This window comes from Clostridium gasigenes (assembly GCF_017348895.1).
GTDB classification, from domain to species: Bacteria; Bacillota; Clostridia; order Clostridiales; family Clostridiaceae; genus Clostridium; species Clostridium gasigenes.
The window spans coordinates 3,370,988-3,395,927 of the sequence record NZ_CP071376.1 but is presented as its reverse complement, the minus strand read 5'-3'; the positions used below and the strand labels follow the sequence as shown (position 1 = coordinate 3,395,927).

The 24,940-nt window shown below is 30.3% G+C and carries 21 protein-coding genes; all 21 read left to right on the top strand.

Features of this window, described 5'->3' with window-relative positions:
- Window positions 1–120: 120 nt before the first annotated feature.
- The 21 genes from xdhA (at window position 121) to J1C67_RS15785 (ending at window position 24,902) form a co-directional block, all read left to right on the top strand.
- Window positions 121–2,436 (top strand): xanthine dehydrogenase molybdenum-binding subunit XdhA, encoded by a 2,316-nt coding sequence (xdhA, locus tag J1C67_RS15885; protein ID WP_167865165.1) that lies wholly within the window; start codon window positions 121–123, stop codon window positions 2,434–2,436.
- The gene (gene xdhB, locus J1C67_RS15880; protein ID WP_167865164.1) at window positions 2,429–3,301 is read left to right on the top strand and encodes a xanthine dehydrogenase FAD-binding subunit XdhB; all 873 of its coding nucleotides are present in this window, start codon (window positions 2,429–2,431) and stop codon (window positions 3,299–3,301) included. Before xdhA ends, xdhB begins: the two co-directional genes overlap by 8 nt.
- 1 nt (window position 3,302) lies before the next feature.
- Complete coding sequence (xdhC, locus tag J1C67_RS15875) at window positions 3,303–3,803, top strand: xanthine dehydrogenase subunit XdhC (protein ID WP_167865163.1); 501 nt, start codon at window positions 3,303–3,305, stop codon at window positions 3,801–3,803.
- 135 nt (window positions 3,804–3,938) lie between these two features.
- A complete protein-coding gene (gene yqeC / locus J1C67_RS15870) occupies window positions 3,939–4,679 on the top strand; it encodes a selenium cofactor biosynthesis protein YqeC (protein WP_167865162.1) in 741 nt (246 codons plus the stop codon).
- Window positions 4,680–4,717: 38 nt separating this feature from the next.
- Window positions 4,718–5,290 (top strand): molybdenum cofactor cytidylyltransferase, encoded by a 573-nt coding sequence (mocA, locus tag J1C67_RS15865; RefSeq protein WP_167865161.1) that lies wholly within the window; start codon window positions 4,718–4,720, stop codon window positions 5,288–5,290.
- A 29-nt stretch (window positions 5,291–5,319) separates the two neighbouring features.
- Window positions 5,320–6,126, top strand: a complete 807-nt coding sequence (gene yqeB, locus J1C67_RS15860; protein WP_167865160.1) for a selenium-dependent molybdenum cofactor biosynthesis protein YqeB — start codon at window positions 5,320–5,322, stop codon at window positions 6,124–6,126.
- 42 nt (window positions 6,127–6,168) lie between these two features.
- A complete protein-coding gene (locus tag J1C67_RS15855; protein WP_167865159.1) occupies window positions 6,169–6,312 on the top strand; it encodes a hypothetical protein in 144 nt (47 codons plus the stop codon).
- A 79-nt stretch (window positions 6,313–6,391) separates the two neighbouring features.
- Entirely contained in the window at window positions 6,392–6,817 is a 426-nt protein-coding gene (gene yedF / locus J1C67_RS15850; protein WP_167865158.1) for a sulfurtransferase-like selenium metabolism protein YedF, read from the top strand.
- Between the two features lie 437 nt (window positions 6,818–7,254).
- Entirely contained in the window at window positions 7,255–8,607 is a 1,353-nt protein-coding gene (locus J1C67_RS15845) for a uracil-xanthine permease family protein (RefSeq protein ID WP_167865157.1), read from the top strand.
- A 74-nt stretch (window positions 8,608–8,681) separates the two neighbouring features.
- On the top strand, window positions 8,682–10,022 hold the full coding sequence (locus tag J1C67_RS15840; RefSeq protein WP_167865156.1) for a nucleobase:cation symporter-2 family protein: 1,341 nt from the start codon (window positions 8,682–8,684) through the stop codon (window positions 10,020–10,022).
- Between the two features lie 80 nt (window positions 10,023–10,102).
- On the top strand, window positions 10,103–10,582 hold the full coding sequence (locus J1C67_RS15835; RefSeq protein WP_167865155.1) for an NADH-quinone oxidoreductase subunit NuoE family protein: 480 nt from the start codon (window positions 10,103–10,105) through the stop codon (window positions 10,580–10,582).
- 8 nt (window positions 10,583–10,590) lie between these two features.
- Window positions 10,591–12,480 (top strand): NADH-quinone oxidoreductase subunit NuoF, encoded by a 1,890-nt coding sequence (locus J1C67_RS15830; protein ID WP_167865154.1) that lies wholly within the window; start codon window positions 10,591–10,593, stop codon window positions 12,478–12,480.
- A 15-nt stretch (window positions 12,481–12,495) separates the two neighbouring features.
- Entirely contained in the window at window positions 12,496–14,226 is a 1,731-nt protein-coding gene (locus J1C67_RS15825; protein WP_167865153.1) for an NADH-dependent [FeFe] hydrogenase, group A6, read from the top strand.
- A gap of 474 nt (window positions 14,227–14,700) precedes the next feature.
- Window positions 14,701–16,440 carry a sigma 54-interacting transcriptional regulator gene (locus J1C67_RS15820; protein WP_167865152.1) on the top strand — a complete coding sequence of 580 codons (1,740 nt, stop codon included), beginning with the start codon at window positions 14,701–14,703 and terminating at the stop codon, window positions 16,438–16,440.
- Between the two features lie 342 nt (window positions 16,441–16,782).
- Entirely contained in the window at window positions 16,783–17,982 is a 1,200-nt protein-coding gene (locus J1C67_RS15815; protein WP_167865151.1) for a YgeY family selenium metabolism-linked hydrolase, read from the top strand.
- A gap of 26 nt (window positions 17,983–18,008) precedes the next feature.
- Complete coding sequence (gene ygeW, locus J1C67_RS15810; protein WP_167865150.1) at window positions 18,009–19,202, top strand: knotted carbamoyltransferase YgeW; 1,194 nt, start codon at window positions 18,009–18,011, stop codon at window positions 19,200–19,202.
- Between the two features lie 94 nt (window positions 19,203–19,296).
- Entirely contained in the window at window positions 19,297–20,226 is a 930-nt protein-coding gene (gene arcC, locus J1C67_RS15805) for a carbamate kinase (protein WP_167865149.1), read from the top strand.
- Window positions 20,227–20,262: 36 nt separating this feature from the next.
- Window positions 20,263–21,474 carry a diaminopropionate ammonia-lyase gene (dpaL, locus tag J1C67_RS15800; RefSeq protein WP_089966235.1) on the top strand — a complete coding sequence of 404 codons (1,212 nt, stop codon included), beginning with the start codon at window positions 20,263–20,265 and terminating at the stop codon, window positions 21,472–21,474.
- Window positions 21,475–21,503: 29 nt separating this feature from the next.
- Complete coding sequence (ssnA, locus tag J1C67_RS15795; RefSeq protein ID WP_167865148.1) at window positions 21,504–22,835, top strand: putative aminohydrolase SsnA; 1,332 nt, start codon at window positions 21,504–21,506, stop codon at window positions 22,833–22,835.
- 16 nt (window positions 22,836–22,851) lie between these two features.
- Window positions 22,852–23,544, top strand: a complete 693-nt coding sequence (locus tag J1C67_RS15790) for a YczE/YyaS/YitT family protein (RefSeq protein ID WP_089966231.1) — start codon at window positions 22,852–22,854, stop codon at window positions 23,542–23,544.
- Window positions 23,541–24,902, top strand: a complete 1,362-nt coding sequence (locus tag J1C67_RS15785; protein ID WP_167865147.1) for an 8-oxoguanine deaminase — start codon at window positions 23,541–23,543, stop codon at window positions 24,900–24,902. Before J1C67_RS15790 ends, J1C67_RS15785 begins: the two co-directional genes overlap by 4 nt.
- The last annotated feature ends 38 nt before the right edge of the window (window positions 24,903–24,940 follow it).

The following is a 24,940-nucleotide window of genomic DNA, read 5'->3' as shown; positions in this document are numbered from 1 at the left end:
TATATTATTTATGAAATGTAAATATAGAATATACAAATATACAATTATGGTTTAAAATAGTAAATAAGATTTTTAATAATCTTAAAGGGTGGGTTAGTGAAAATATGATGGAGGTGCAAAATGACATTTGAAGTAGTTGGTAAAAATGTAAATAGACTTGATGGAGTTGAAAAGGTAACCGGCAAGGCAAAGTACACAGATGATTTTTTTGAACGGGATATGCTAATAGGAAAAGTTCTAAGAAGCCCTTATGCACATGCTATAGTAAAAAATATTGATACTACTAAGGCGTTAGCTTTAGAAGGAGTGGAAGCTGTAATAACTTATAAGGATTTACCTAAAATAAAGTTTGCAACAGCAGGACATCCATGGTCATTAGATCCAAGTCATAGGGATATTGATGATAGATTAATTTTAACTGATAAAGCAAGATTTGTTGGAGATGCTATTGCAGCAGTAGTTGCAAGTGATGAATTAATAGCAGAGAAAGCACTTAAATTAATTGAAGTAGAATATGAGGTCTTACCACATATATTAAAGGCAGAAGATGCAATAAAAGAAGATGCACCAATAATACATGAAGAAAGACCTAATAATATTTTAAGTACATTTGGATCAGAAACTGGAAAAGTTGAAGATGATATGAAAAATGCTCACAAGATATTTAAAGGAGTTTATGAAACTAGCATAGTTCAACATTGCCATATGGAAAATCATACTGCATATTCTTATGTAGATAGTAATGGAAGAATAGTTATTATATCATCAACACAAATTCCCCATATAGTAAGAAGAATTGTAGGTCAAGCTCTGGGAATGTCCTGGGGAAATATTAGAGTAATAAAGCCTTGTGTTGGCGGAGGGTTTGGAAATAAGCAAGATGTTGTAATAGAACCTTTGGTTGCAGCTATGACACTGGCAGTTCATGGTAAACCAGTAAGATATGCATTAAGTAGAGAAGAGTGCTTTATAGATACAAGAACTAGGCATGGAATGAAAATAAAATTTAATACCGCAGTTTCTAAAGATGGAAAGTTATTAGGATTAGATATTGAGAATTTAGTTAATAATGGAGCTTATGCATCTCATGGTCATTCAGTAGCTATGAGCGCAGGTGGGAAATTTAGACCGTTATATAATTTTAATTCAATAAAATACTCACCTACAACGGTATATACAAACTTACCAGTTGCAGGAGCTATGAGAGGATATGGAGCACCACAAATGTGCTTTGCTTTAGAAAGTCATTTAGATGATATAGCAAGAGAACTTAATATTGATCCAATAGAATTTAGAAAAGCAAACTTAGTAAAAGAGGGCTATGTAGACCCATTAAGCAAAAATGTAGTAAGGTCATTTGTTCTGCCAGAATGTATAGATAAAGGTAAGGAACTAATAAAATGGGATGAAAAAAAGAAAAAATATAAAAATCAAAATGGGGATAAAAGAAGAGGAGTTGGAATGGCTTGCTTTAGTTATTTTAGTGGGACACATCCGGTTGCACTTGAGACCGCAGGGGCAAGAATAGTAATGAATCAAGATGGATCTATTCAATTACAAATTGGTGCTACAGAAATAGGACAGGGTAGTGATACAGTATTCGGTCAAATGGCAGCTGAATGTATAGGTTTACCTATAGACATGGTACATGTTATAGCGACACATGACACAGATATAACACCTTTTGATACTGGATCTTATGCATCAAGACAAACATTTGTAGCAGGAGCAGTTGTGAAAAAAGCAGCAATGGAAGTAAGAGATAAGGTTCTTACATTTGCAAGTAATAATTGTGGTTTAAATAAAGATGAACTAGATATTGTAAACTGTGAAATTATCGAAAAGAGGTTAGGGAGAAGAATTTGTTCTTTAGAAGATATAGCAATGGAATCTTATTATGATAGAATAAAATGTTGTCCTATTACTAGTGATACATCTGTAAATGTTAGAATGAATGCAATAGCATATGGAGTTACATTTACAGAGGTTGAAGTTGATATAAAAACAGGGGAAATAGAGGTTTTAGAAATATATAACGTTCATGATTCTGGTATTATTATGAATCATAAGCTAGCTGAGGGTCAAGTTGATGGTGGAGTAAGTATGGGACTTGGATATGCATTATCAGAACAAATGCTTTTCGATGAAAAAACAGGAAGATTATTAAATGACAATCTTTTAGATTATAAGTTGCAAACTATAATGGATACACCTACTATTAATTCAGCCTTTATTGAAAAGTATGAACCAGCAGGAAGTTTTGGACAAAAATCTCTTGGAGAAAATACAACAGTATCACCAGCGCCAGCAATAAGAAATGCAGTGCTAGATGCAATAGGAATAGGATTTAATAAAATTCCAATGAATCCACAATCAGTATTTGAAAAAATTAAAGAATCTGGACTCGTGTATGAAGGAGAGAAAGAGAATGTTTGATATAAAAGGAATAGTAGAACCAGAAACTCTTAATGAAGCCTTGGATATGTTAAATAAAAATACTTCTTTAAAGATTATAGCTGGAGGCACAGATGTGCTAATAAGATTACATCACAGAAGTATTGAAAATGTAGAACTTATAAGCTTAAGAAAAATAGAAGGTTTAGATGAAATTAAGATTTTAGAAAATAAAGATATAGAAATAGGAGCTATGACTTCTTTTAGGAAAATATTCAGAAATCAAATAATTACAGATAATATTAGTATTTTAGGGGAAGCAGCAGTATCAATGGGTGGCCCACAAGTAAGAAATATGGCAACTATTGGAGGCAATATATGTAATGGTGCGGTTTCAGCAGATAGTGCTTCAACATTATACGCATTAAATGCTAAATTAAAGCTACAAAATAGTAATGGTGAAAGAATTATACCAATAAATGAATTTTATTTAGGACCAGGAAAAGTTGATTTAAAAAAGGATGAGATTTTAACTAAAATAATAATAGAAAAGAAAAGCTATGAAAATACAAAGGGTCATTATATAAAATTTAGTAATAGAAAAGCTATGGATATTGCAATGATAGGAGTAGCTGTGGTTTTAATAGAAGAAGATAATAAATTTAAGGATTTAAGGATTGCATTAGGAGTAGCGGCACCAACGCCTATAAGATGCATAGAATCAGAAAATTATGCTAAAGGAATAGAAATAAATGAAGAAAATATAGAAGCTATAGCAAAAGAAACAATGAAATCTACAAAAGCTAGAAATTCATGGAGGGCATCAAAAGATTTTAGAGAACATCTTATAAAGGTGTTAACAGTACGAGCTATTAAAGAAATTATAAACAAAGGGGATGTACAGTAAGATGAGCATAGATAACATGAAAAAGATTTCTATAAATGTAAATAATAAATCCTATGTATTAGAAGTAGATATTAGAGAATCATTATTAGAGGTTTTAAGAAATAGATTACAATTTACAGGGGTAAAATTTGGTTGTTGTGCTGGAGAATGTGGGGCGTGCACAGTTTTAATTGATGGAACACCTATTGATTCTTGTATATATATGGCAGTTTGGGCAGATGGAAAAAACATTGTAACAGTAGAAGGGTTAGAGAAGAATGGTAAACTTTCTAATGTTCAACAAGCGTATATAGATGAAGGGGCAGTACAATGTGGTTTTTGCACACCAGGATTTGTACTTACTACTACAGCGTTAGTTGATAGTGGAGAAAAGTATACTGATGAAGAAATAAAAAGAGAAATATCAGGTAATTTGTGCCGTTGTACAGGGTATCAAAAGATATTTAACGCTACTAAAAAATCTATTTTAAATTCAGATTTAGTTGAGTCTACATTGGTATAGATAATATACAATAGGGATATTAATTAATATAATATCCCTATTTCATCTATCTAAAAATATATGGAAAATAAATTTAATTATTAGAGATTAATATTTTATAATTTAGAAAAAAATATAGAGAAGAAGTGATATTTTATGGAGTTAAATAAAGTTTTAGAGCTAAGGGTGGGTTCTATAATTTCTATAATTGGATCAGGGGGGAAAACTACTCTAATGTATTTATTAGCAAAAGAACTTAAAGATGAAAATAAGGTTTTAGTAACCACAACTACTAAAATATATAAGCCAAAAAAGGATGAAGTTGATTTTTTAGCTTTAGGAAATGAAAGTTTTAATAAGTTTAAAAATTCTTGTTTAAAAGGAATATATGCTTATGGAACTTTTATTAATGATGATAATAAATTAGTTGGGGTTAAACCAGAAGATTTAGAAGCTGAATTTAAATATTTTGACTATAGTATTATTGAAGCTGATGGTTCGAAGCGGAAATCTATAAAAGGGTGGAACCCTAATGAACCAATAGTTTGTAATAAAACTAATAAAACTATTGGTATAATTAGCATAGATATTTTAGGTAAAGAAATTAATGAGTGTAATGTGCATAGGTTAAAAGAGTTTAATAAAATTACTAATACTAAGCCAGGTGAAGAAGTTAATGAAGAAAATATTTTATCTGTAATATTTAATAAAGATGGATTATTTAAAAGGGCTAAAGGTGAAAAAATATTATTTATTAATAAAATTGATAGTTATAAGGAATATAAAGATTCTTTATTTTTATTAAAAAGTATTAAAGAGAGTAATGAAAAAAATAACATCATAGATAAGATTATATTTGGAAGTTTAAAAAATATGAAATTTGAGATTCTAAAATAACTAGTTATTTATGTGGAGACTCTTAAGGGAGGTCAATAATGGTAAGTGCTATAATAATGGCTTCTGGACAAAGTAAAAGAATGGGGAAAAATAAACTTTTATTATCATATAAAGGTAAAACTATAATAGAAAATGTCTTGGATAAAGTAACTAGTTGTGATTTTAAAAGCATTTTAGTTGTATATAATAATGAAGAAGTTCTTAAAATATGTAAGGATAGAAATATTAGAGCTATTTATAATAATGAATGGCAGCTTGGACAAAGTAAATCTATTAACCTTGGAATAAATAATTCTCCAAAATCAGATGGATATGCTTTTTTTACAGGAGATCAGCCACTTATTGATGTTGAAACTATAAATTTACTATTGAAGGAATTTAATAATAATAAAGATTGTATTATAGTACCAAATTACAATAATAAAAGAGGCACTCCTACAATATTTTCAGAAAATTTTAAAGAGAAACTTCTAGAACTAGAAGGTGATGTAGGGGGCAGAAATATTATAAAAGAAAATAATTCCTATGTAAAACTTATTAGTGTGAAAAATGAGTTTATTCTTTGGGACATTGACACTAAGGAAGATTATAATAGTTTACTAGAAATTTAAAATACATAAATATTAGGAGTTGAGTTTATATGATGGAAGATATAATAGTTGTAAGAGGCGGAGGGGATATAGCAACAGGTACAATTCAAAAACTTTATAGAAGCGGATTTAAGGTTTTAGTTTTAGAAATTGATAAACCTACAGCTATAAGAAGAAATGTTGCCTTTAGCGATGCGGTATATAATGGTAATACTACAGTTGAAGGAATAAAGGCATCTTTAGCTAAAAATGAATATGAGATAAATAAGAATTGGGATAATAAAATTATACCTATTGCCGTAGATAGCAGCGGGGAGCTAATAAATAAAATTAAACCGAATATAGTTATTGATGCAATACTTGCTAAAAAGAATATGGGAACATGTAAAAAAATGGCCCCAATTACAATTGCTTTAGGGCCTGGTTTTAATGCTGGAAAAGATGTTGATATTGTTATTGAAACTATGAGAGGTCATAATTTAGGTAAGTTAATATTTGAAGGAAGTGCAATAGAAAACACAGGCGTACCGGGAGAAATAGGTGGATATTCAAAGGAAAGAGTAATATATAGTAATAATGATGGTGTAATAAAAAACATTAGCAATATAGGAGACATAGTTGAAAAGGGTCAAGTAATAGCTCTTATAGGTGAAGAAAATGTTTTAGCAACTATTAGTGGAATTCTAAGGGGAATTATAAAAGATGGAACAGATGTATGTAAAGGGCTTAAAATAGGGGATATAGATCCGAGATTAAAGGAACTTGAAAATTATAATACTATTTCAGACAAGGCAAGAAGCATTGGTGGAGGAGTATTGGAAGCTGTATTAATAATGAAAAATATAAAGGGTTTATAATTATTTGACAAGAAATGGAGTGAGGCGGAAAGAGTATTTTAAATGGAAGACATTGTATTGATTAAAATATATGATAGAATAAGTAAAGGGGAAAAAGCTGCATTAGTTACTATAACAGATGAAAATGGTGAAAGTTCTAGCTTTCATTATAAATTAAATGAGAGATTCGAAAAAATATGGGATTAATATTATTCAGTAGAAGTATTAGATATCTCTAAATAAATGATTAAAGAGCCATAAAATAAATAAAAAGATGAGGTGTAGTATGAAAAATATTAATTGTAGAGGTCTTTCAACTCCACAACCTGCAGTTGAATTTATTGAAGAAAAAATTGAGACGGGGAATAATAAGTCAAAGGATTTAACAATTGTAGTTGCATCAAATTTGTTAGGTAATGGAGATTCAAATTTAGGGGAATTACTAATGAAGTCTTATATTTATTCATTATCTGAAAGTGTTATTCTTCCTGAAAATCTTATTTTTATAAACAGTGGAGCGAAGTTAACATGCCAAGGCTCAAAGGTAATTGATAGCTTAACGTCTATGAAAGAAAAAGGTGTTAATATTCTAAGTTGTGGGACATGCCTTGATTTCTATGGGCTAAATGAAAAATTACTTGTTGGTGATGTTGGAAATATGTATTTAATTGTTCAATTAATGAATGAAAGTAAAAATACAATAAAAATTTAGTAGTATAACTCTTCATAAAATAAATTATGAAGAGTTATTTTTTTGAAAATATCTACGATAACAATAAGAAGAAAATGTAAAATTAATTCTGACTTATTATTTATTTTACAAAGATTAATTATATAGAAGACTAAATTATTTAAGTTAATTATTAAAATGATAAATTTGAGATGTAAATTAATACTTAAATAAAGATACAGTAAGGTAGTATAAGGAGAAGGCAAGAAATATCAAAATGATAAATAATTATCATTTTGATATTTCTTGCCTTTTTATAGTATATAAAAGATTCTTAATTATTAATTGTTAAGACAAAATAGATAAAAATACCATTTTCAATGAGTTACATTGGCATAAATATTGCTTATTAGAGTATCAGTAGGAATTATTGTAAACGTATAAAAGGATATAAATTCCAATATGAGGAGGAATTTTTTATGGAATCAAAACAAAAATCTTTGCTTTTTAAATTTGAGGGTAAACCAACATTAAAAGAAATAGTTCCGTTAGGGCTACAACATGTTGTAGCTATGATTATTGGATGTGTTACTCCCGCTATAATAGTGGCAGGTGTATCAGGATTAAGCCCACAAGATAAAATTTTACTTGTTCAATCATCTTTATTTTTTGCAGGAATAGCAACTTTAATTCAACTTTTTCCTATCTTTAGGGGTATTGGATCAAGACTACCTATAATTATGGGTGTAAGTTTTGCATATGTACCAACATTAACGGCAATAGCTGGTGAATTTAGTATTTCAACAATTTTTGGGGCACAAGTAGTTGGTGGAATAGTTGCTATTATATTTGGGATATTTGTTAAAAAATTAGTGAAATTATTCCCGTTAATTGTAACCGGGACAGTTATATTTTCAATAGGATTATCTTTGTATTCAGTTGCTATTAACTATGTAGCTGGTGGAGTTGGAAATCCAACTTTTGGATCACCTAAAAATTGGTTAGTTGCATTTGTAACTTTAGGAGTAGTAATATATTTAAATTATTTTACTAATGGAAAATTAAAGCTTGCATCTATATTAGTAGGAATTATTGTTGGTTATGTAGTTGCCTTATGTCTTGGAATGGTTTCTTTTACAGATGTCCAAGCGGCAGGGTGGATACAAACACCAAAATTTATGCATTTTGGAATGAGTTTTAATGCCACAGCAATTATATCTATGGTTATAATGCATATTGTAAATTCTGTTCAAGCAATAGGAGATATGTCAGCTACTACAGGTGGTGCAATGAACAGAGTTCCTACAGATAAAGAACTTTCAGGAGGAGTAATTGGTAATGGAATTAGTAGTATAATGGGTTCTTTCTTTGGATGTATGCCAACTGCAACATTTAGTCAAAATGTTGGTATAGTAACTATGAATAAAGTTATAAGTAGAAGTGTATTTACCTTTGCTTCAGTAGTTATTATAATATCGGGATTAGTGCCTAAGTTTGCATCAATATTAACAAGTATTCCTCAATGTGTACTTGGAGGAGCAACAATATCAGTATTTGCAGCTATTACAATGACTGGGGTTAAGATGATTTCATCAACTAAACTTACCGCTAGGAATACAGCAATTGTAGGATTATCAATTGCTTTAGGAGTAGGTATAGTTCAAGTTCCTGATGCGCTTGCATTATTCCCAGGGTGGTTTATATCAATCTTTGGGAAATCTTCAATAGTTGTAACAACAATAGTTGCTATAACCTTAAATTTAATTTTACCTAAAGATGAGGTAAATTCAATAGTTGTTAATGAAGAAGAAAATATGGAAAAGAAATTATAAAATTAGTTAGATTAGGTAATCACAAGTGCTAAAAATTTATGTGAAATCACAAAGTATATTAGGGGGCATTATCTATGATTAAACAAAATGATGCATTAAATGAAAAATTACCAATTAAAAAACTTATACCACTAGGACTGCAACACATACTAGCTATGTATGCTGGTGCTGTAATGGTGCCATTAATAGTAGGTAAGTCTTTAGGCTTAACAAGTGAACAAATTGCTACTATTATTTCTATAGATTTATTTGTATGTGGACTCTCAACTCTAATTCAAGTTATAGGTATTGGTAAGTTTGCAGGTATTAAACTTCCAGTTGTACTAGGTTGTTCTTTTACGGCCGTAGGCCCTATGATTATAATTGGAAAGGATTTTGGAATAGGAGCAGTATATGGATCAATAATCTGTGGTGGGTTATTTGTTCTTATAATTTCTCCATTGTTTGGTAAACTTTTGAAATTTTTTCCAACTGTTGTAGTTGGTTCTGTTATAACTCTAATAGGTCTTTCACTAATACCAGTTGCTATAAATAATGCTGCCGGTGGGATTGGATCACCAAACTTTGGAAATCCTAAAAATTTAGCCATAGCACTTTTTGTAATTATTGTGATCATTTTAATAAATAAATTCTCTAATGGATTTATGCAAGCCATATCAATACTTATTGGAATTGTAGCAGGTACTATACTAGCATATATATTGGGCATGTTAGATTTTTCTAGTGTTAGTAATGCTTCATTCTTCAAGTTTTCTGCAATACCATTTACTTTTGGAAAACCAACCTTTGTTTTAAGTGCAATTATAACAATGTGTCTTGTATCTTTAGTAAGTATGATAGAATCCACAGGAGTTTTCTTTGCTACTGGCAATATTGTTGGAAAAGATATAAAAGAAAAGGATATTGTAAAAGGACTTAGAGCTGAGGGTCTAGCTCAAGTTATTGGTGGTATTTTTAATACATTCCCGTACACTACTTTTTCACAAAATGTTGGAGTTATTTCTTTAACTGGCGTTAAGAGTAAATTTGTAGTTATTGCTGCTGGATATATGTTAATGATACTTTCATTCTTTCCTAAGTTTGCATCTCTTGCAATAATTATCCCAGCTCCTGTACTTGGTGGAGCTATGATAGTAATGTTTGGGACTGTTGCAATCGCAGGTATAAGAACTTTATCAACAGTAGATTTTTCTAATAATAATAATTTGTTAGTTGCAGCATGCTCTATAGCTGTTGGCCTTGGTGTTGCAGTTGTTCCTGGAATATTTGGACAAATGCCTCAAATGTTTAAAATACTATTCGAAAGTGGAATAGTTTCAGGAAGTGTTACTGCTATAATTCTTAATATTGTATTAAACTGGACTGAAATTAAAAGTTCTTCAAATAATACAAATATTCATGAAGATGTAGCTTAAATAAGTATTTACGAAAACTAAGGAATAATAAAATAAATAAAAAATAGCATGATAACTAAATTAAAGGGAAGGTGTGTAAATTGTGTTCTAAATGTAGTGATTATTTAAAATTTAAAGTTCTTGATGAGTATATAAATCAACAAAAAAATAGTGAAGGTTGCTTAATTGCAGTTCTCCATAAAGCCCAAGAAATTTATGGATACCTAGGTGAGGAAGTTCAACAATTTATATCTAATAAACTTAATATACCTATTTCTAAGATCTATGGAGTAATAACTTTCTATTCATATTTTACAATTGAGCCAAAAGGTAAATATGTAATTAGTGTATGTACAGGTACTGCTTGTTTTATTAGAGGTTCTAAAGATATATTAGAAAAATTTAAAGAACGACTTAATATTAATGAAGGGGAAACTACTGAGGATGGATTATATACATTAGATACGCTGCGTTGTGTAGGTGCATGTGGATTGGCTCCCGTAGTTACTATTAATAATAAAATATATGGTAAATTTGATTCAAGTGAAATAGAAAAAGTTTTAAATCAATTTAAGGAGTAATGATTCAAATGGAGAGAATATATGATTACAAAAGTCTATTATTATTGAAAAGTAAATATGAAGACACAATTTTAATGAGAAAAAATCAATATACTAGTAGTCAAAATATAGTTGAAGATGAAAAGCATATTATGATATGTGGAGGTACAGGGTGCAAAGCTTCTAATTCGGATGAAATAATTGATGCCTTAAATAGTGCAATAGTGGAAAAAAATCTTGAGCAAAGAGTAAAAGTAGTTATGACTGGTTGTTTTGGATTTTGTGCTCAAGGACCAATTGTTCAAATATTGCCTGATAAAACATTCTATATAAAAGTAACTAAGGAAGATGCAGAAGAAATTATAAATAAGCATATTATAAAAGGAGAAATTATAGATAGATTACTATATAAAAATCCTGAAACTAAAAAATTAGCAGAAACTAGAGATGAAATTCCATTTTATAAAAGACAAAAAAGGATAGCTTTAAGAAATTGTGGGATTATTAACCCAGAAAATATTGAAGAAACAATAGGTTCAGGCGGTTATATGGCTCTTGGAAAGGTTCTTACAGAAATGACTAAAGAAGAGGTAATACAAGAAATTACAGATTCTGGTCTTAGAGGAAGAGGTGGTGGAGGTTTCCCAACTGGAATAAAATGGGGAGCTACATTGAAAAATCACAGTGATAAAAAATATGTTATATGTAATGCAGATGAAGGTGATCCAGGGGCTTTTATGGACAGGTCTATATTAGAAGGTGATCCTCATAGTGTGCTTGAAGCAATGGCTATTTGTGCTTATGCTATTGGTTCAGATAGTGGATATATATATATAAGGGCAGAATATCCATTAGCTATTTTAAGGTTAGAGATAGCCATAAGACAAGCTAATTATATGGGGTTGCTTGGGGAGAATATTTTAGGTACGGGATTTAATTTTAATATAAAAATAAAATATGGAGCAGGGGCCTTTGTTTGTGGTGAGGAAACGGCACTTATACAATCAGTACAGGGTCTTAGGGGTGAACCAACACTAAAACCTCCAAGAGCTTGTGAAATAGGTCTTTGGAATAAACCAACATGTGTCAATAATGTGGAAACGTTTGCTAATGTTACCTCTATTATTAATAATGGTGCTAAATGGTATAAATCTATAGGAACAGAAAAATCACCTGGAACAAAAATTTTCTCTCTTGCAGGAAAAATAAATAATGTGGGTCTTGTAGAAGTTCCTATGGGTATATCTTTAAAAGAAATTATTTATGATATTGGTGGGGGAGTAAAAGATAATAAAAAGCTTAAGGGCGTTCAAACAGGAGGTCCTTCAGGAGGATGTATTCCAGCTTCGTTAATTGATATACCAATTGAATATGATACTTTAATAGAAATAGGTTCAATGATGGGATCTGGTGGAATGATAGTAATTGATGAAGAAAACTGTATGGTTGATATTGCAAAGTTTTATTTGGATTTTATTGTGGATGAATCATGTGGGAAATGTACACCTTGTAGAATAGGAACAAAAAAGATATTAGAATTATTAAATAAAATAACAGCTGGTGAAGGAACTAATGATGATCTTAATAATATAAAAGAATTATGTGAAGTTATTAAAGAAACTGCCCTTTGTGGATTAGGTGATTCAGCTCCTAACCCAGTACTAAGTACTATGAAATACTTTATGGATGAATATAAGTCTCATATAGAGGATAAACATTGCAGAGCTGGAGTATGCAAACAACTTTTATCTTATGAAATTACAGATAAGTGCATAGGTTGTACTAAATGTGCTAGAAATTGCCCACAGAAATGTATTACTGGGAGATTAAAAGAAAGACATATATTAGATAGCAGTAAATGTATTAAGTGTGGATTATGTTTAAATCAATGCCCAGTAAAAGCAATAATAATTAAATAAAATGGAGGTGGGAATATGGTTAATATCACAATTAATAATAGAAAATTAGAAGTTGAAAATGGAAGTACAATATTAGAAGCAGCTAAAAAAATAAGTGTTAATATTCCAACTCTTTGTCATATGCATATGATAGATGGGAAAAGCAGGAATTGCAAGGGCAGTTGTAGAGTATGTGTTGTTGAGGTTAACGGAAGAAGACCTTTGCAAGCGGCCTGCGCTGTTGATGTAACAGAGGGGATGGTTATAAAGACTAACTCTACTAGAGTTATAAGAGCAAGAAAAACTATTGTGGAGCTATTACTTTCAACTCACCCAAATGATTGCTTAAAATGCAAGAAAAATTTAAATTGTGAACTTCAAACTCTTGCAGCAGAGCTTGGAGTAAATAGAAATAGGTTTCATGGAGAAAATATAAGTTGCAAAATAGATAATTCATCTTGGTCAATGGTTAGAGATATGAATAAATGTATTTTATGCAGAAGGTGTGTAACAGCTTGCAGTGATGTTCAAAATATAAATATACTAACGCCTATAAATAGAGGAATTAAAACATATATTTCTAATTCTTTTAATAGGCCAATAACTGATACTGCATGTACTTATTGCGGACAATGTGTTGCGGTTTGTCCTACTGGAGCATTAATGGAAGTTGAAAATTACTCTGAAATATGGCCATTGCTTGAAGATGAAAATAAATGTGTGGTTGTTCAAATTGCACCAGCTGTAAGAGTTGCATTAGGAGAAGAATTCGGACTGCCTCCAGGCTCTATTACAACAAAAAAAATTGTTAGTGCACTAAAGTCATTAGGATTTAATGCTGTATATGATACAAATTTTGCAGCAGATTTAACTATAATGGAAGAGTCTAATGAGTTTGTTAATAGATTTAAGAGTGGTGAAAATATGCCACTTTTAACAAGTTGTTGCCCAGCTTGGATAAACTTTGTAGAGCAAAATTATGAAGAAAGCATAAATTTATTATCAACTTGTAAATCCCCACACCAAATGTTTGGTTCAATAGCTAAGGAATATTTACCTAAATATCTAAAAGTAAAGAAAGAGAATTTAGTAGTAGTTTCAATAATGCCCTGTATAGCAAAAAAATATGAAGCTAAGAGAGAAGAAATGAATAATAATGGGATTAGGGATGTAGATATAGTTATTACTACACGGGAGCTAGCTAAGATGATAAAAGAAGCTGGAATAGATTTTAATAATATAAAGGATGAAGAGTTTGATACTCCTTTTGGAGAATCAACAGGTGCTGCTGTTATTTTTGGCAGTAGTGGTGGGGTAATGGAGGCTGCTCTTAGAACAGCTTATGAAGTTTTAACAGAAAGTACTTTAGATACTATAGACTTTAAAATGCTTAGAGGATTAGATAACATTAAAGAAGCTACTGTAAATATAAATGGAAGAGATATAAATGTTGCAGCTATTAGTTCTTTAGCAAAAGCAAGAGAAGTTATGGAAGAAATAAGATTAGGAAAATGCAAATATGATTTTATAGAAGTTATGGCATGTCCTGGTGGGTGCGTTAACGGTGGTGGGCAACCTTTAATAAAGTCAAATAGAGAAGTTTTAAAGAAAAGAATAAATGCTATCTATAATGAGGATTCAAGTAATGAAGTAAGAAAATCACATGAAAATCCAATGATTAAAAAGTTATATGAAGAATTCTTGGGTGAACCTAATAGTATAATTAGCCATTCGTTACTTCATACTGTATATAAGAGTAAAAAATAGGCATATATTACTTAAAACCTAAAGTCAAAGATTAGGGTAACTTTAATAAATGGCAAAAGTTTAATATGGAATTTTTAGTTATATTATTATTTATAGGTTTAACTATTAGTAGGTACAACCTTCAATTATAAGATTGAAGGTTGTACCTTTTTAATTTTATTTCTTTCTGTGGAAATCTTATCAGAGCTAACAGTATTAGAATAATAAGGGTTTAATATATATTTTTAGTTAGGGATATATATAAATACTTGTTTTTAAAAAAATTATTGTTTAAAAGAAACTAATAATTAATTAGTCGTAAAATAGTATTATATGGTAATATAGATTATATAACACTATATAGGGAACTGAAGTAAAATAACAAGTTAAAATTCATAAGAATAGTACTGATTAGTTTTAAAAAAATTCCATATATACTAAGCAAAAAATAAAGATATAGTTAAAAATATTATAGGGGAAATGGGGATAATGAGGATGAAGATTAATTTTGCTGATATAAAAGTAGTAATAAATAAATATGCGGTATTATTATCAGATTTGTTAAGGGTAGACGTGGAAATAGTTGATAATAACTTAATAAGAATTGCTGGAACTGGGATTTATGAAGGGCGGATTGGAGAAAATATAACGGATCAAGGGTACGTATATAAAAAAGCTTTAGATACAGGAGAAACTTTAGTAATAGAAGATCCAGGACAAGATATATTATGTGCTGAATGTAAAAAAAGAGGTAATTGTATTGAACTTATGGAAATATGTGTACCTATTAAATATGGAGAAACTACATTTGGGGTAATAGGTCTTGTGTGTTCTACTGAAAGTCAAAAAGAGAGTTTGAAAAGTAATTTAACTATTATGATTAAATTCTTAGAACAAATAGCTGAATTTATTTCGATTAAGTTAATAGAGCAAAATCAAATATTAGAAAATGAAAATAGCATTAAATTTTTCAAAGAAATAATAAACTCAATAGATGATGGCGTAATAACTGTAGATAGAGAATATAAAATTATAAATATAAATAATCGAGCCTTAAAATTATTTAAGTTAAAGCCAAATGTTTTAGGTTGTAAAATTAGTATATATGAAACTGATGAATATACGCCTAAAGGATACATATATAATTTTAGTATTGATAATAAAGAATTTAAAATTATAGGAAAAGTAGTAAATAATTATATTAATAATAAAGAATGTAATAAAATAATTATTTTTAAGGAATTAGTTAATGTTGAAGAAGATGGGAAAAAAAATAATATAAACTGTGATTCAATAGTTGGACAAGCACAGCTTTTAGTGGATTTAAAAAATAGAATAAAGAAAATTTCATATGCTGACGCTACAACCTTAATTACAGGGGAAAGTGGTACCGGAAAAGAGTTAGTAGCTAGGGCAATACATTCAGAAGGAAATAGAAAAAATATGCCGTTTATAGCTATAAACTGTGGAGCTATTCCAGAAAATCTATTAGAAAGTGAACTTTTTGGATATGTTAATGGAGCATTTTCAGGAGCTAGTGCAGGTGGGCGAATAGGGAAATTTGAACTTGCTAATAATGGAGTTATTTTCTTAGATGAAATCGGTGATATGCCTTTATACCTTCAGGTTAAGATTTTAAGAGTATTACAAGAAAGAACAATTGTAAAAATAGGTTCTAATAAATTAATAAATCTAAATATAAGGGTAATAGCAGCTACTAATAAGAATTTAAAGAAACTAGTTAATGAAGGGAAATTTAGGGCAGATTTATATTATAGGCTAAATATAATTCCTATGGAAGTTCCGAGTTTAAGAGAAAGAGGAGATGATGTGGTACTACTAACTAAAATGTTAGTAGAAAAATATAATTTAAGGTGCAATAAATATATACATACTATAGATAAAGAATTAATAGAAATATTTAAAGTATATAGCTGGCCAGGTAATATAAGAGAATTAGAAAATTTAGTGGAATTTTTGGTGAGTTTATCAGGAGAAAATGGAGTAATTGAGAAATCAATGTTACCAATATCATTTGTACAAAGTTATACTGAGGAAATTAAAAATAAAAGTGAAGAAGTATATCCTGATGATGACATAATTGAGTTAAAAGAGATTGAAAGAAGATATATAAAAAAAGCTTTGGATAAGTATGGAAATTCTACAGAGGGTAAAATAAAAGCATCAAAAAAATTAGGAATAGGAATAGCTACTCTTTATAGAAAAATAGAATAGTAAAAGAAAATTTATCAAAATGATAAATTTATCTTTATTAGGTTAAATTTTACCAATAAAACCAATTTAAGAAATTATCATTTTGATAAAAAATTATCAAAATGATATTTTTTTTAATTTAAGGGAGAAAAAGCAGTTTAAATTATTTGGCTAATTGAGGGTAGGTATGTATTTTAAATAAAAACAATAAAAAAAACAATGTATTTTTTGGCACGGTAATTGCTATTTAAATATATGAGTAAGAATATAGCTAGTTAAGTACTCAATTAAGTCATTACTATAAATAAATTTTATGGGATGAGGGACAAACTATTATTTACTATACAAAAGGGAGGAATAAATATGAACGTTGAAGATATCAAGTTAAAAGCAAAAGGGTACGAAACACAAATGACAAAGTTTTTGAGGGATCTAATTGCTATTCCAGGAGAAAGTGCTAATGAAGAATTGGTGGTAAAAAGAATATCACAAGAAATGAAAATGCTTGGATTTGATAAAGTTGAAATTGATCCTATGGGTAATGTTTTAGGATATATGGGTAATGGAAAAACTTTAATTGCTTATGATGCTCATATAGATACTGTAGGTATTGGGGAATTAAGTAACTGGACATTTGATCCTTATAAGGGATATGAAAATGAAGAAGAAATAGGCGGACGTGGATCTTCAGATCAATTAGGTGGAATAGTTTCTGCAACATATGGAGCAAAAATTATGAAAGACTTAGATCTTTTATCTGATAAGTACACAGTTTTAGTAACAGGTACTGTACAAGAAGAAGATTGTGATGGCGTATGCTGGCAATATATCCATAATGAAAGTAAGATAAAACCGGAATTTGTTGTAATAACTGAGCCAACTAATGGAAACATTTACAGAGGGCACCGTGGCCGTATGGAAATAAGGGTTGAAGTTAAGGGAGTATCTTGTCATGGATCAGCTCCAGAACGTGGAGACAATGCAATTTATAAAATGAGTGATATTTTGCAAGAAGTTAGAACATTAAATGACAAGTTACATTATGATGCATTCTTAGGAAAAGGAACTGTAACAGTGTCAGAAATATTCTATAATTCACCATCTCGTTGTGCAGTAGCAGATATGTGTGCAATTTCATTAGACCGTAGATTAACTGATGGAGAAACTTTTGAATCAGCATTAGAAGAAGTAAGAAATCTTCCATTTGCTAAAAAATATAATGCAAAAGTAACTATGTATGAATATGAAAGACCAAGTTGGACGGGTCTTGTATATCCAACAGAATGTTATTTCCCAACTTGGGTACTTCCAGAAGATGCACCAGCAACTAAAGCTATGGTTGAATCATATGAAGGTATGTATGGAACTCCTCTAGTTGATAAATGGACATTCTCAACTAATGGAGTATCAATAATGGGTAGATACGGAATTCCATGTATAGGATTTGGACCTGGTAAAGAAGAAGAAGCACATGCTCCAAATGAAAAAACTTGGAAAGCTGATTTAGTAAAATGTGCTGCTGTATATGCTGCATTACCAACAATTTACTGCGCAAACAAATAAAATACAAAAATATTGGAGGAATTACAATGAATATAATGGATAAATATATTGAAAAACTAAACACGTTAGATTTTAAAGATATGCACAATGAGGATTTTATGCTTACTTGGGAAAAAAGTAATGATGAGTTAGAGGCTGTATTCACAATGGCAGAAGCTTTAAGAGACTTAAGAAAAAATAATATATCTTCTAAGATATTTGATAGTGGACTAGGAGTTTCATTATTTAGAGATAATTCAACAAGAACAAGATTTAGTTTTACTTCAGCATGTAACCTTTTAGGCCTTGAAGTACAAGATTTAGATGAAGGTAAATCACAAGTAGCTCATGGAGAAACCGTAAGAGAAACAGCTAACATGATTTCATTTATGGCTGATGTTATCGGTATTCGTGATGATATGTTTATAGGAAAAGGAAATGCATACATGAAGGAAGTTTCAAACTCTGTTAAAGAAGGAAATATTGAGGGAACTTTAGAACAAAGACCAACATTAGTTAATCTACAATGTGATATAGATCATCCAACACAAGCTATGGCAGATACACTTCATTTAATAAATGAACTTGGTGGTATCGAAAACTTAAAAGGAAAGAAAGTTGCAATGACTTGGGCTTACTCTCCATCATATGGTAAACCACTTTCAGTACCACAAGGAGTTATCGGATTGTTAACTAGGTTTGGAATGGACGTAGTACTAGCACATCCAGAAGGCTATGAAGTAATGAGTGAAGTTGAAGAAGTTGCAAAGAAAAATGCAGAAACATACGGAGGATCTTTCACAAGAACGAACTCTATGGAAGAAGCATTTAAGGATGCAGATGTAGTATATCCAAAGAGCTGGGCACCGTTTATGGCTATGGAAAAGAGAACTAATTTATATTCAGAAGGAGATCAAGCTGGAATTGATCAATTAGAAAAAGAATTGCTTAAGCAAAATGCAGAACATAAAGATTGGGAATGTACAGAGGAATTAATGAAGACTACAAAGGAAGGCAAGGCTATATATATGCATTGTTTACCAGCAGATATTACTGGGGTAAGTTGCGCAGAGGGCGAAGTTGCAGCTACAGTATTTGATAGATACAGAAAATCATTATATAAAGAAGCCAGTTTTAAACCATACATTATAGCATCTATGATCTTCTTAAGTAAGATTAAAAATCCACAAGAAGTTTTAGATAAGCTAGTAAAAGAAAGTAAAACTCGTAAAGTTAAATAATTTTTAGAGGATAAGGCTCTTGTGGTGAAATCCATAAGAGCCTATATTTAAAGAATATTTAAATAATTAGTGTCTATTGTTAAAGGAGGAAAATATGAAAAAGAAGATTGTAATTGCCCTTGGTGGGAATGCCTTAGGAAATACGTTAGAAGAGCAAATGAGTGCTGTGAAGGCTACTGCTAAAGCTATAGTTGACTTAATTGAAGATGGAAATGAAGTGGTTATTTCTCATGGAAATGGACCACAAGTTGGAATGATAAACGTAGCTATGAGCGAATTGCATAATCTACATTCAAAATATTCTCTTTGTCCTATGTCAGTTTGTGTAGCTATGAGTCAAGGATATGTAGGATATGATCTACAAAATCAAATTAAAGAAGAGTTATTAAATAGAAATATAAATAAAGGTGTAGCAACAATTATTACACAAGTTGAAGTAAATCCAAAAGATAGTGCTTTTGAAAACCCAACAAAGCCAATTGGGAGCTTCATGACAAAGGAAGAATCAGAAGTTGCCATTAAAAATGGTGATAAAGTAGTTGAGGATTCTGGTAGAGGATATAGAAGAATAGTAGCATCACCAAAACCAATTAGTATTGTGGAAATAGAAACTATAAAGAGCTTGATTAGCGCTGGACAAGTGGTAATTGCTTGTGGTGGAGGCGGAATTCCTGTTATAAAGGAAGGTAACAAATTAAGAGGTGTAGAAGCTGTAATTGATAAGGATTTTGCTAGTTGTACACTTGCAAAGGAACTTGGAGCTGATTGCTTAATTATTTTAACTGCTGTTGAAAAGGTTGCTATAAACTTTGGAACTGAAAATGAAAAATGGTTAAATGAAGTTACTACTTTTGACATGAAAAAATATGTGGAAGAAGGTCATTTTGCACCTGGTTCAATGAGACCAAAGGTAGAGGCTGCAATAGATTTTGCTTCATCAAAAGAAGATAGATATGCATTAATTACTCTTCTTGAAAAAGCCAAAGATGGTATAAGTGGAAAAACTGGTACTAGAATAAAGTAGTAAGAATAAATATTGCGTTGATTTGGAGGAGAAAAAATGAGAGAAGATATAAAATGGAAAAAGAATACATTACCTAAATTGAAAAAAGAAAATTTGCTAGATTTCTTAAGTAAAGAGGAAATAGCTAAAGCTAGAGATTTTCATAAAAGTTTTCCCCAATATAAGGAAACACCATTAGTTAACTTAGAAAATTTGAGTAAGGACTTAGGGTTAGGTGGCATTTATATAAAAGATGAATCATATAGATTTGGATTAAATGCTTTTAAAGTATTAGGTGGTTCTTTTGCTATGGCAAAATATATGGCTCAAAAATTAAATAAAGACATATCTGAATTACCTTATGAAAAGTTAATTTCATCTGAATTAAGAGAAGAATTAGGAGAAGTTACATTTGTAACGGCTACAGATGGAAATCATGGAAGAGGAGTAGCCTGGACTGCAAATAAATTAAAACAAAAATCTGTGGTTTATATGCCAAAGGGATCATCACAAGTAAGATTAGAAAATATAAGATTAGAAGGAGCAGAAGCTTCTATAACTGATATGAATTATGATGATGCAGTAAGACTTGCAGCTAAATATGCAGAAGGAAAAAATAGAATAATTATACAAGATACTGCATGGGAAGGTTATGAAGAAATTCCAGCATGGATAATGCAAGGTTATGGAACTATGGGTCTTGAAGCCTTAAATCAATTAAATGAATATAAAGTTGAAAAACCAACTCATATATTTATACAAGCTGGGGTAGGTTCTTTAGCTGGAGGAATTCAAGGGTTCTTTGCTTCTGTATTTAATGAAGATTGTCCAAAAACAGTAATAGTAGAATCAAATTTAGCGGATTGTTTATATAAGTCTGCAGTAGCTAATGATGGAAATCTAAGAATAGTAGATGGAGATATGCAAACAATAATGGCTGGTTTAGCTTGTGGAGAAGCAAATACTATTGGATGGGAAGTTTTAAAAGAACATTCAGATACTTTTGTTTCATCTCCAGATTATGTTGCTGCAAATGGTATGAGAGTACTTGGAAATCCATTAAGAGGAGACAAAAAAGTAATTTCAGGAGAATCAGGTGCTGTTACTTTAGGGTTACTTTATGAAATAATGAAAAATCCTAAATATAAAGATTTAAAAGAATCATTAAAATTAGATGAAAGTTCAAAAGTATTGTTATTTAGTACAGAAGGAGATACGGATCCAGAGAAGTATAAAGAAATAGTTTGGAACGGTGAATTAGGGCAGTAAAAGATTATATAATTAAAGAGGGTGGCATAATGTTATTAATTGGAAATGGAAGAGTAATAACCCAGGATAATAAAAAACCCTATTTAGAAAATGGATGTATTGCAATAAAAGATAATATTATTTTAGAAGTTGGCAATACACAGGACCTTAAAGAAAAGTATAAAGCTTATGAGTTTATAGATGCAGAGGGAAATATTATAATGCCTGGATTAATAAATACTCATCATCATATATATAGTGCTTTTGCAAGAGGGTTAATATTAGATAACCCTCCTGCAAGAAAATTTACAGATATTCTTAAAAATGTTTGGTGGAAAATAGATAAGAAACTAAAGTCAGAAGATATTAAATATAGTGCTTATACAACTTTAATTGATTGTGTTAAAAATGGAGTTACAACAGTATTTGATCATCACGCTAGTCCTATGGCAATAGAGGGAAGCTTATTTATAATAGCCGATGCTGCTAAGGATTTAGGAATTAGAGGGGTTTATTCTTATGAAGTCTCCGATAGAGATGGTGATGAGGTTTTAAATACTGGCATAAAAGAAAACGTTAACTTTATTAACTATGCAAGCAATTTAGAAGATGATATGACAAAAGGTATGTTTGGAATGCATGCATCATTTACCCTTAGTGATGAAAGTTTAAATAAATGTGTAGAAAGTATGAAGGGCCTTGATGCAGGATATCATATTCATGCAGCTGAAGGAATTGAAGATTTAAATCATTGTTTAGAATATCATGATAAGAGAGTAGTAGAAAGGTTAATGGATTTTGGAATATTAGGAGAAAAAACATTAGCAGTTCATTGTATTCACATAAATAAAAAAGAAATTGATATTTTAAAAAAGACAAATACTAATGTAATTAATAATCCAGAATCTAATATGGGTAATGCTGTGGGCTGTGCGCCAGTAATGGAAATGATGAAAAATGAAGTAACAGTTGGATTAGGAACTGATGGATATACATCGGATATGCTTGAGTCAATGAAGATGGAAAATATAATTCATAAACATAATTTATGTGATTCAAATGTAGGATTTGCAGAAACAAGTAAAATGATATTTGAAAATAACAGCAAAATAGCTGCACAATATTTTAATAAACCACTTGGAATATTAAAAGAAGGTGCATATGCGGATATAATAGTTGTTGATTATAATCCATTGACACCTATAAACAAAAATAATTTAAATGGACATATAATGTTTGGACTAAGCGGAAGAAGTGTAGAAACAACAATTATTAATGGAAAAGTTATAATGAAAAATAGAGAAATTATCACAGTAGATGAGAAAAAAATATTTGATGAGTCAAGAGAAGTTGCTGAAAAGTTATGGGAAAAATTAAAATAGCTCGGGGGCCTTTATTGTGAAAGGGAAATTAACTTTAGGTCAATGGTTAATAAAGATATCAATGAATTTATGTGGATTATTTTTATGTGGATTTTCGATTGTATTAGCAATTCAAAGCGGTCTTGGAGCAAGTCCATGGGCTGTTTTGCAGGCAGGGACTACAAATTACTTGCCAATTACAGTCGGGCAAGCATCACAGGGTATTTCATTAATATTAATGTTGTTTACTTGGTATAAAGGTATTATACCTGGGGTTGGGACCATATTAAATACAATTTTCATAGGATATTTTATTGATTTCACTTATAAGTATATTAAAATTTCAGAACCTAAATCAATTATCTTTAGCATACTTATGTTAATAGGAAGTATACTGATATTTGCTTTTGGAATAGTAATATCTCTAAAGGCAAAAATCGGTGTAGGGTCAAGAGATCAACTTATGGAATATTTAATAGGATCAACAAAGAAATCTGTTATTGAAATAAGATCAATTATTGAAGGTGTAGCCTTAGCATTAGGAATAGTAGTAGGAGGTCCTTATGGAATTGGTTCTGTAGTTACAGTGGTTACACTTGGATACGCAATAGGGTTTGCGGCAAAAATATTAAATTATAATTTTGATGCATACGCCCATATTACATTAGCAGATATGTTTGATAAAATTAGTATTAATAAAAGTATTGAGATCATGGAGGAGAAGCCATGAATAAAAGATTAATAATTAAAAATATCAAATCTTTGGTAAGTTGTGACAAGAATGACAATTTATACGAATCTGTAAATATGCTTATTGAAAACGGAGTCATTAAATATATAGGAAAAGAGTTATATGAAGCCGATGAAAGTATAGATGCAACAAATATGTTAGTGTATCCAGGACTTATAAATACTCACCATCATTTATATCAAACATTTACAAGAAATTTGCCCAAGGTGCAAAAAATGGAGTTATTTCCTTGGTTAACAACACTATATGAAATCTGGAAAGGAATAGATAGTGAAGTTATTAGATATAGCTCATTAGTAGGTATGGGAGAATTAATGAAAAGTGGATGCACTACTTGTTTTGATCATCATTACGTATTTCCAAAGGGTGTAGATGATACATTAATAGATACTCAATTTGTAGCAGCTAAAGAATTAGGAATAAGAATGCATGCATCAAGAGGAAGTATGAGCCTAAGTAAAAAAGATGGGGGATTACCTCCAGATTCGGTAGTTCAGACAATGGAGAGAATACTTTATGATTCTGAAAGATTAGTTAAAAAGTTTCATGATCCTAAGGAGTTTTCTATGAATCAAGTTGCACTTGCTCCATGTTCACCATTTAGTGTAACTAGTGATTTAATGAAAGAATCAGCAAAGCTAGCAAGGAAATTAGGGGTAAGATTACATACTCATTTAGCAGAAACAATTGATGAAGAAAAGTTTACGCTAGAGAAATTTGGAATGAGACCTCTTGAATACATGGAAAGTTTGGGTTGGGTTGGAAAAGATGTTTGGTATGCACATGGTATACATTTTAATGATTATGAACTGAAAATTTTAGCCAGAACTCAAAGCGGAGTGGCACATTGTCCAATCTCAAATATGAAATTATCATCGGGAATAGCAAGGATACCTGAAATGATTAAAATGGGTATTCCTGTTGGATTAGCAGTTGATGGTAGTGCAAGTAATGATGGATCTAATTTATTAGAAGAAATAAGAGTTGCTTATTTATTGCATAGATTAAAATCAAGTACAGATGCTCCAACAGGATATGAAATATTAAAACTTGCCACAAAAGGAAGTGCGAGTGTTCTTGGAAGAGATGATATTGGAGAATTAAGTGTAGGCAAGGCAGCTGATTTATTTATGATTAATTCTAAAAAATTAGAATTTGTAGGAACTCAATTTGATCCTAAGTCAATACTCGGAACGGTTGGTTTTAAAGGGGCTGTGGATTATACCATAGTTGGAGGAAATGTTGTTGTAAAAGAAGGTAAACTTGTTAATATTGATGAAGAAAAAATTACTTATGAGGCTAATGAAGCTGTTGAAAGACTTATAAAAAAAGCCTGAAAATTTATTAAAAAATTAATTAGTAGGAGGATTAACGA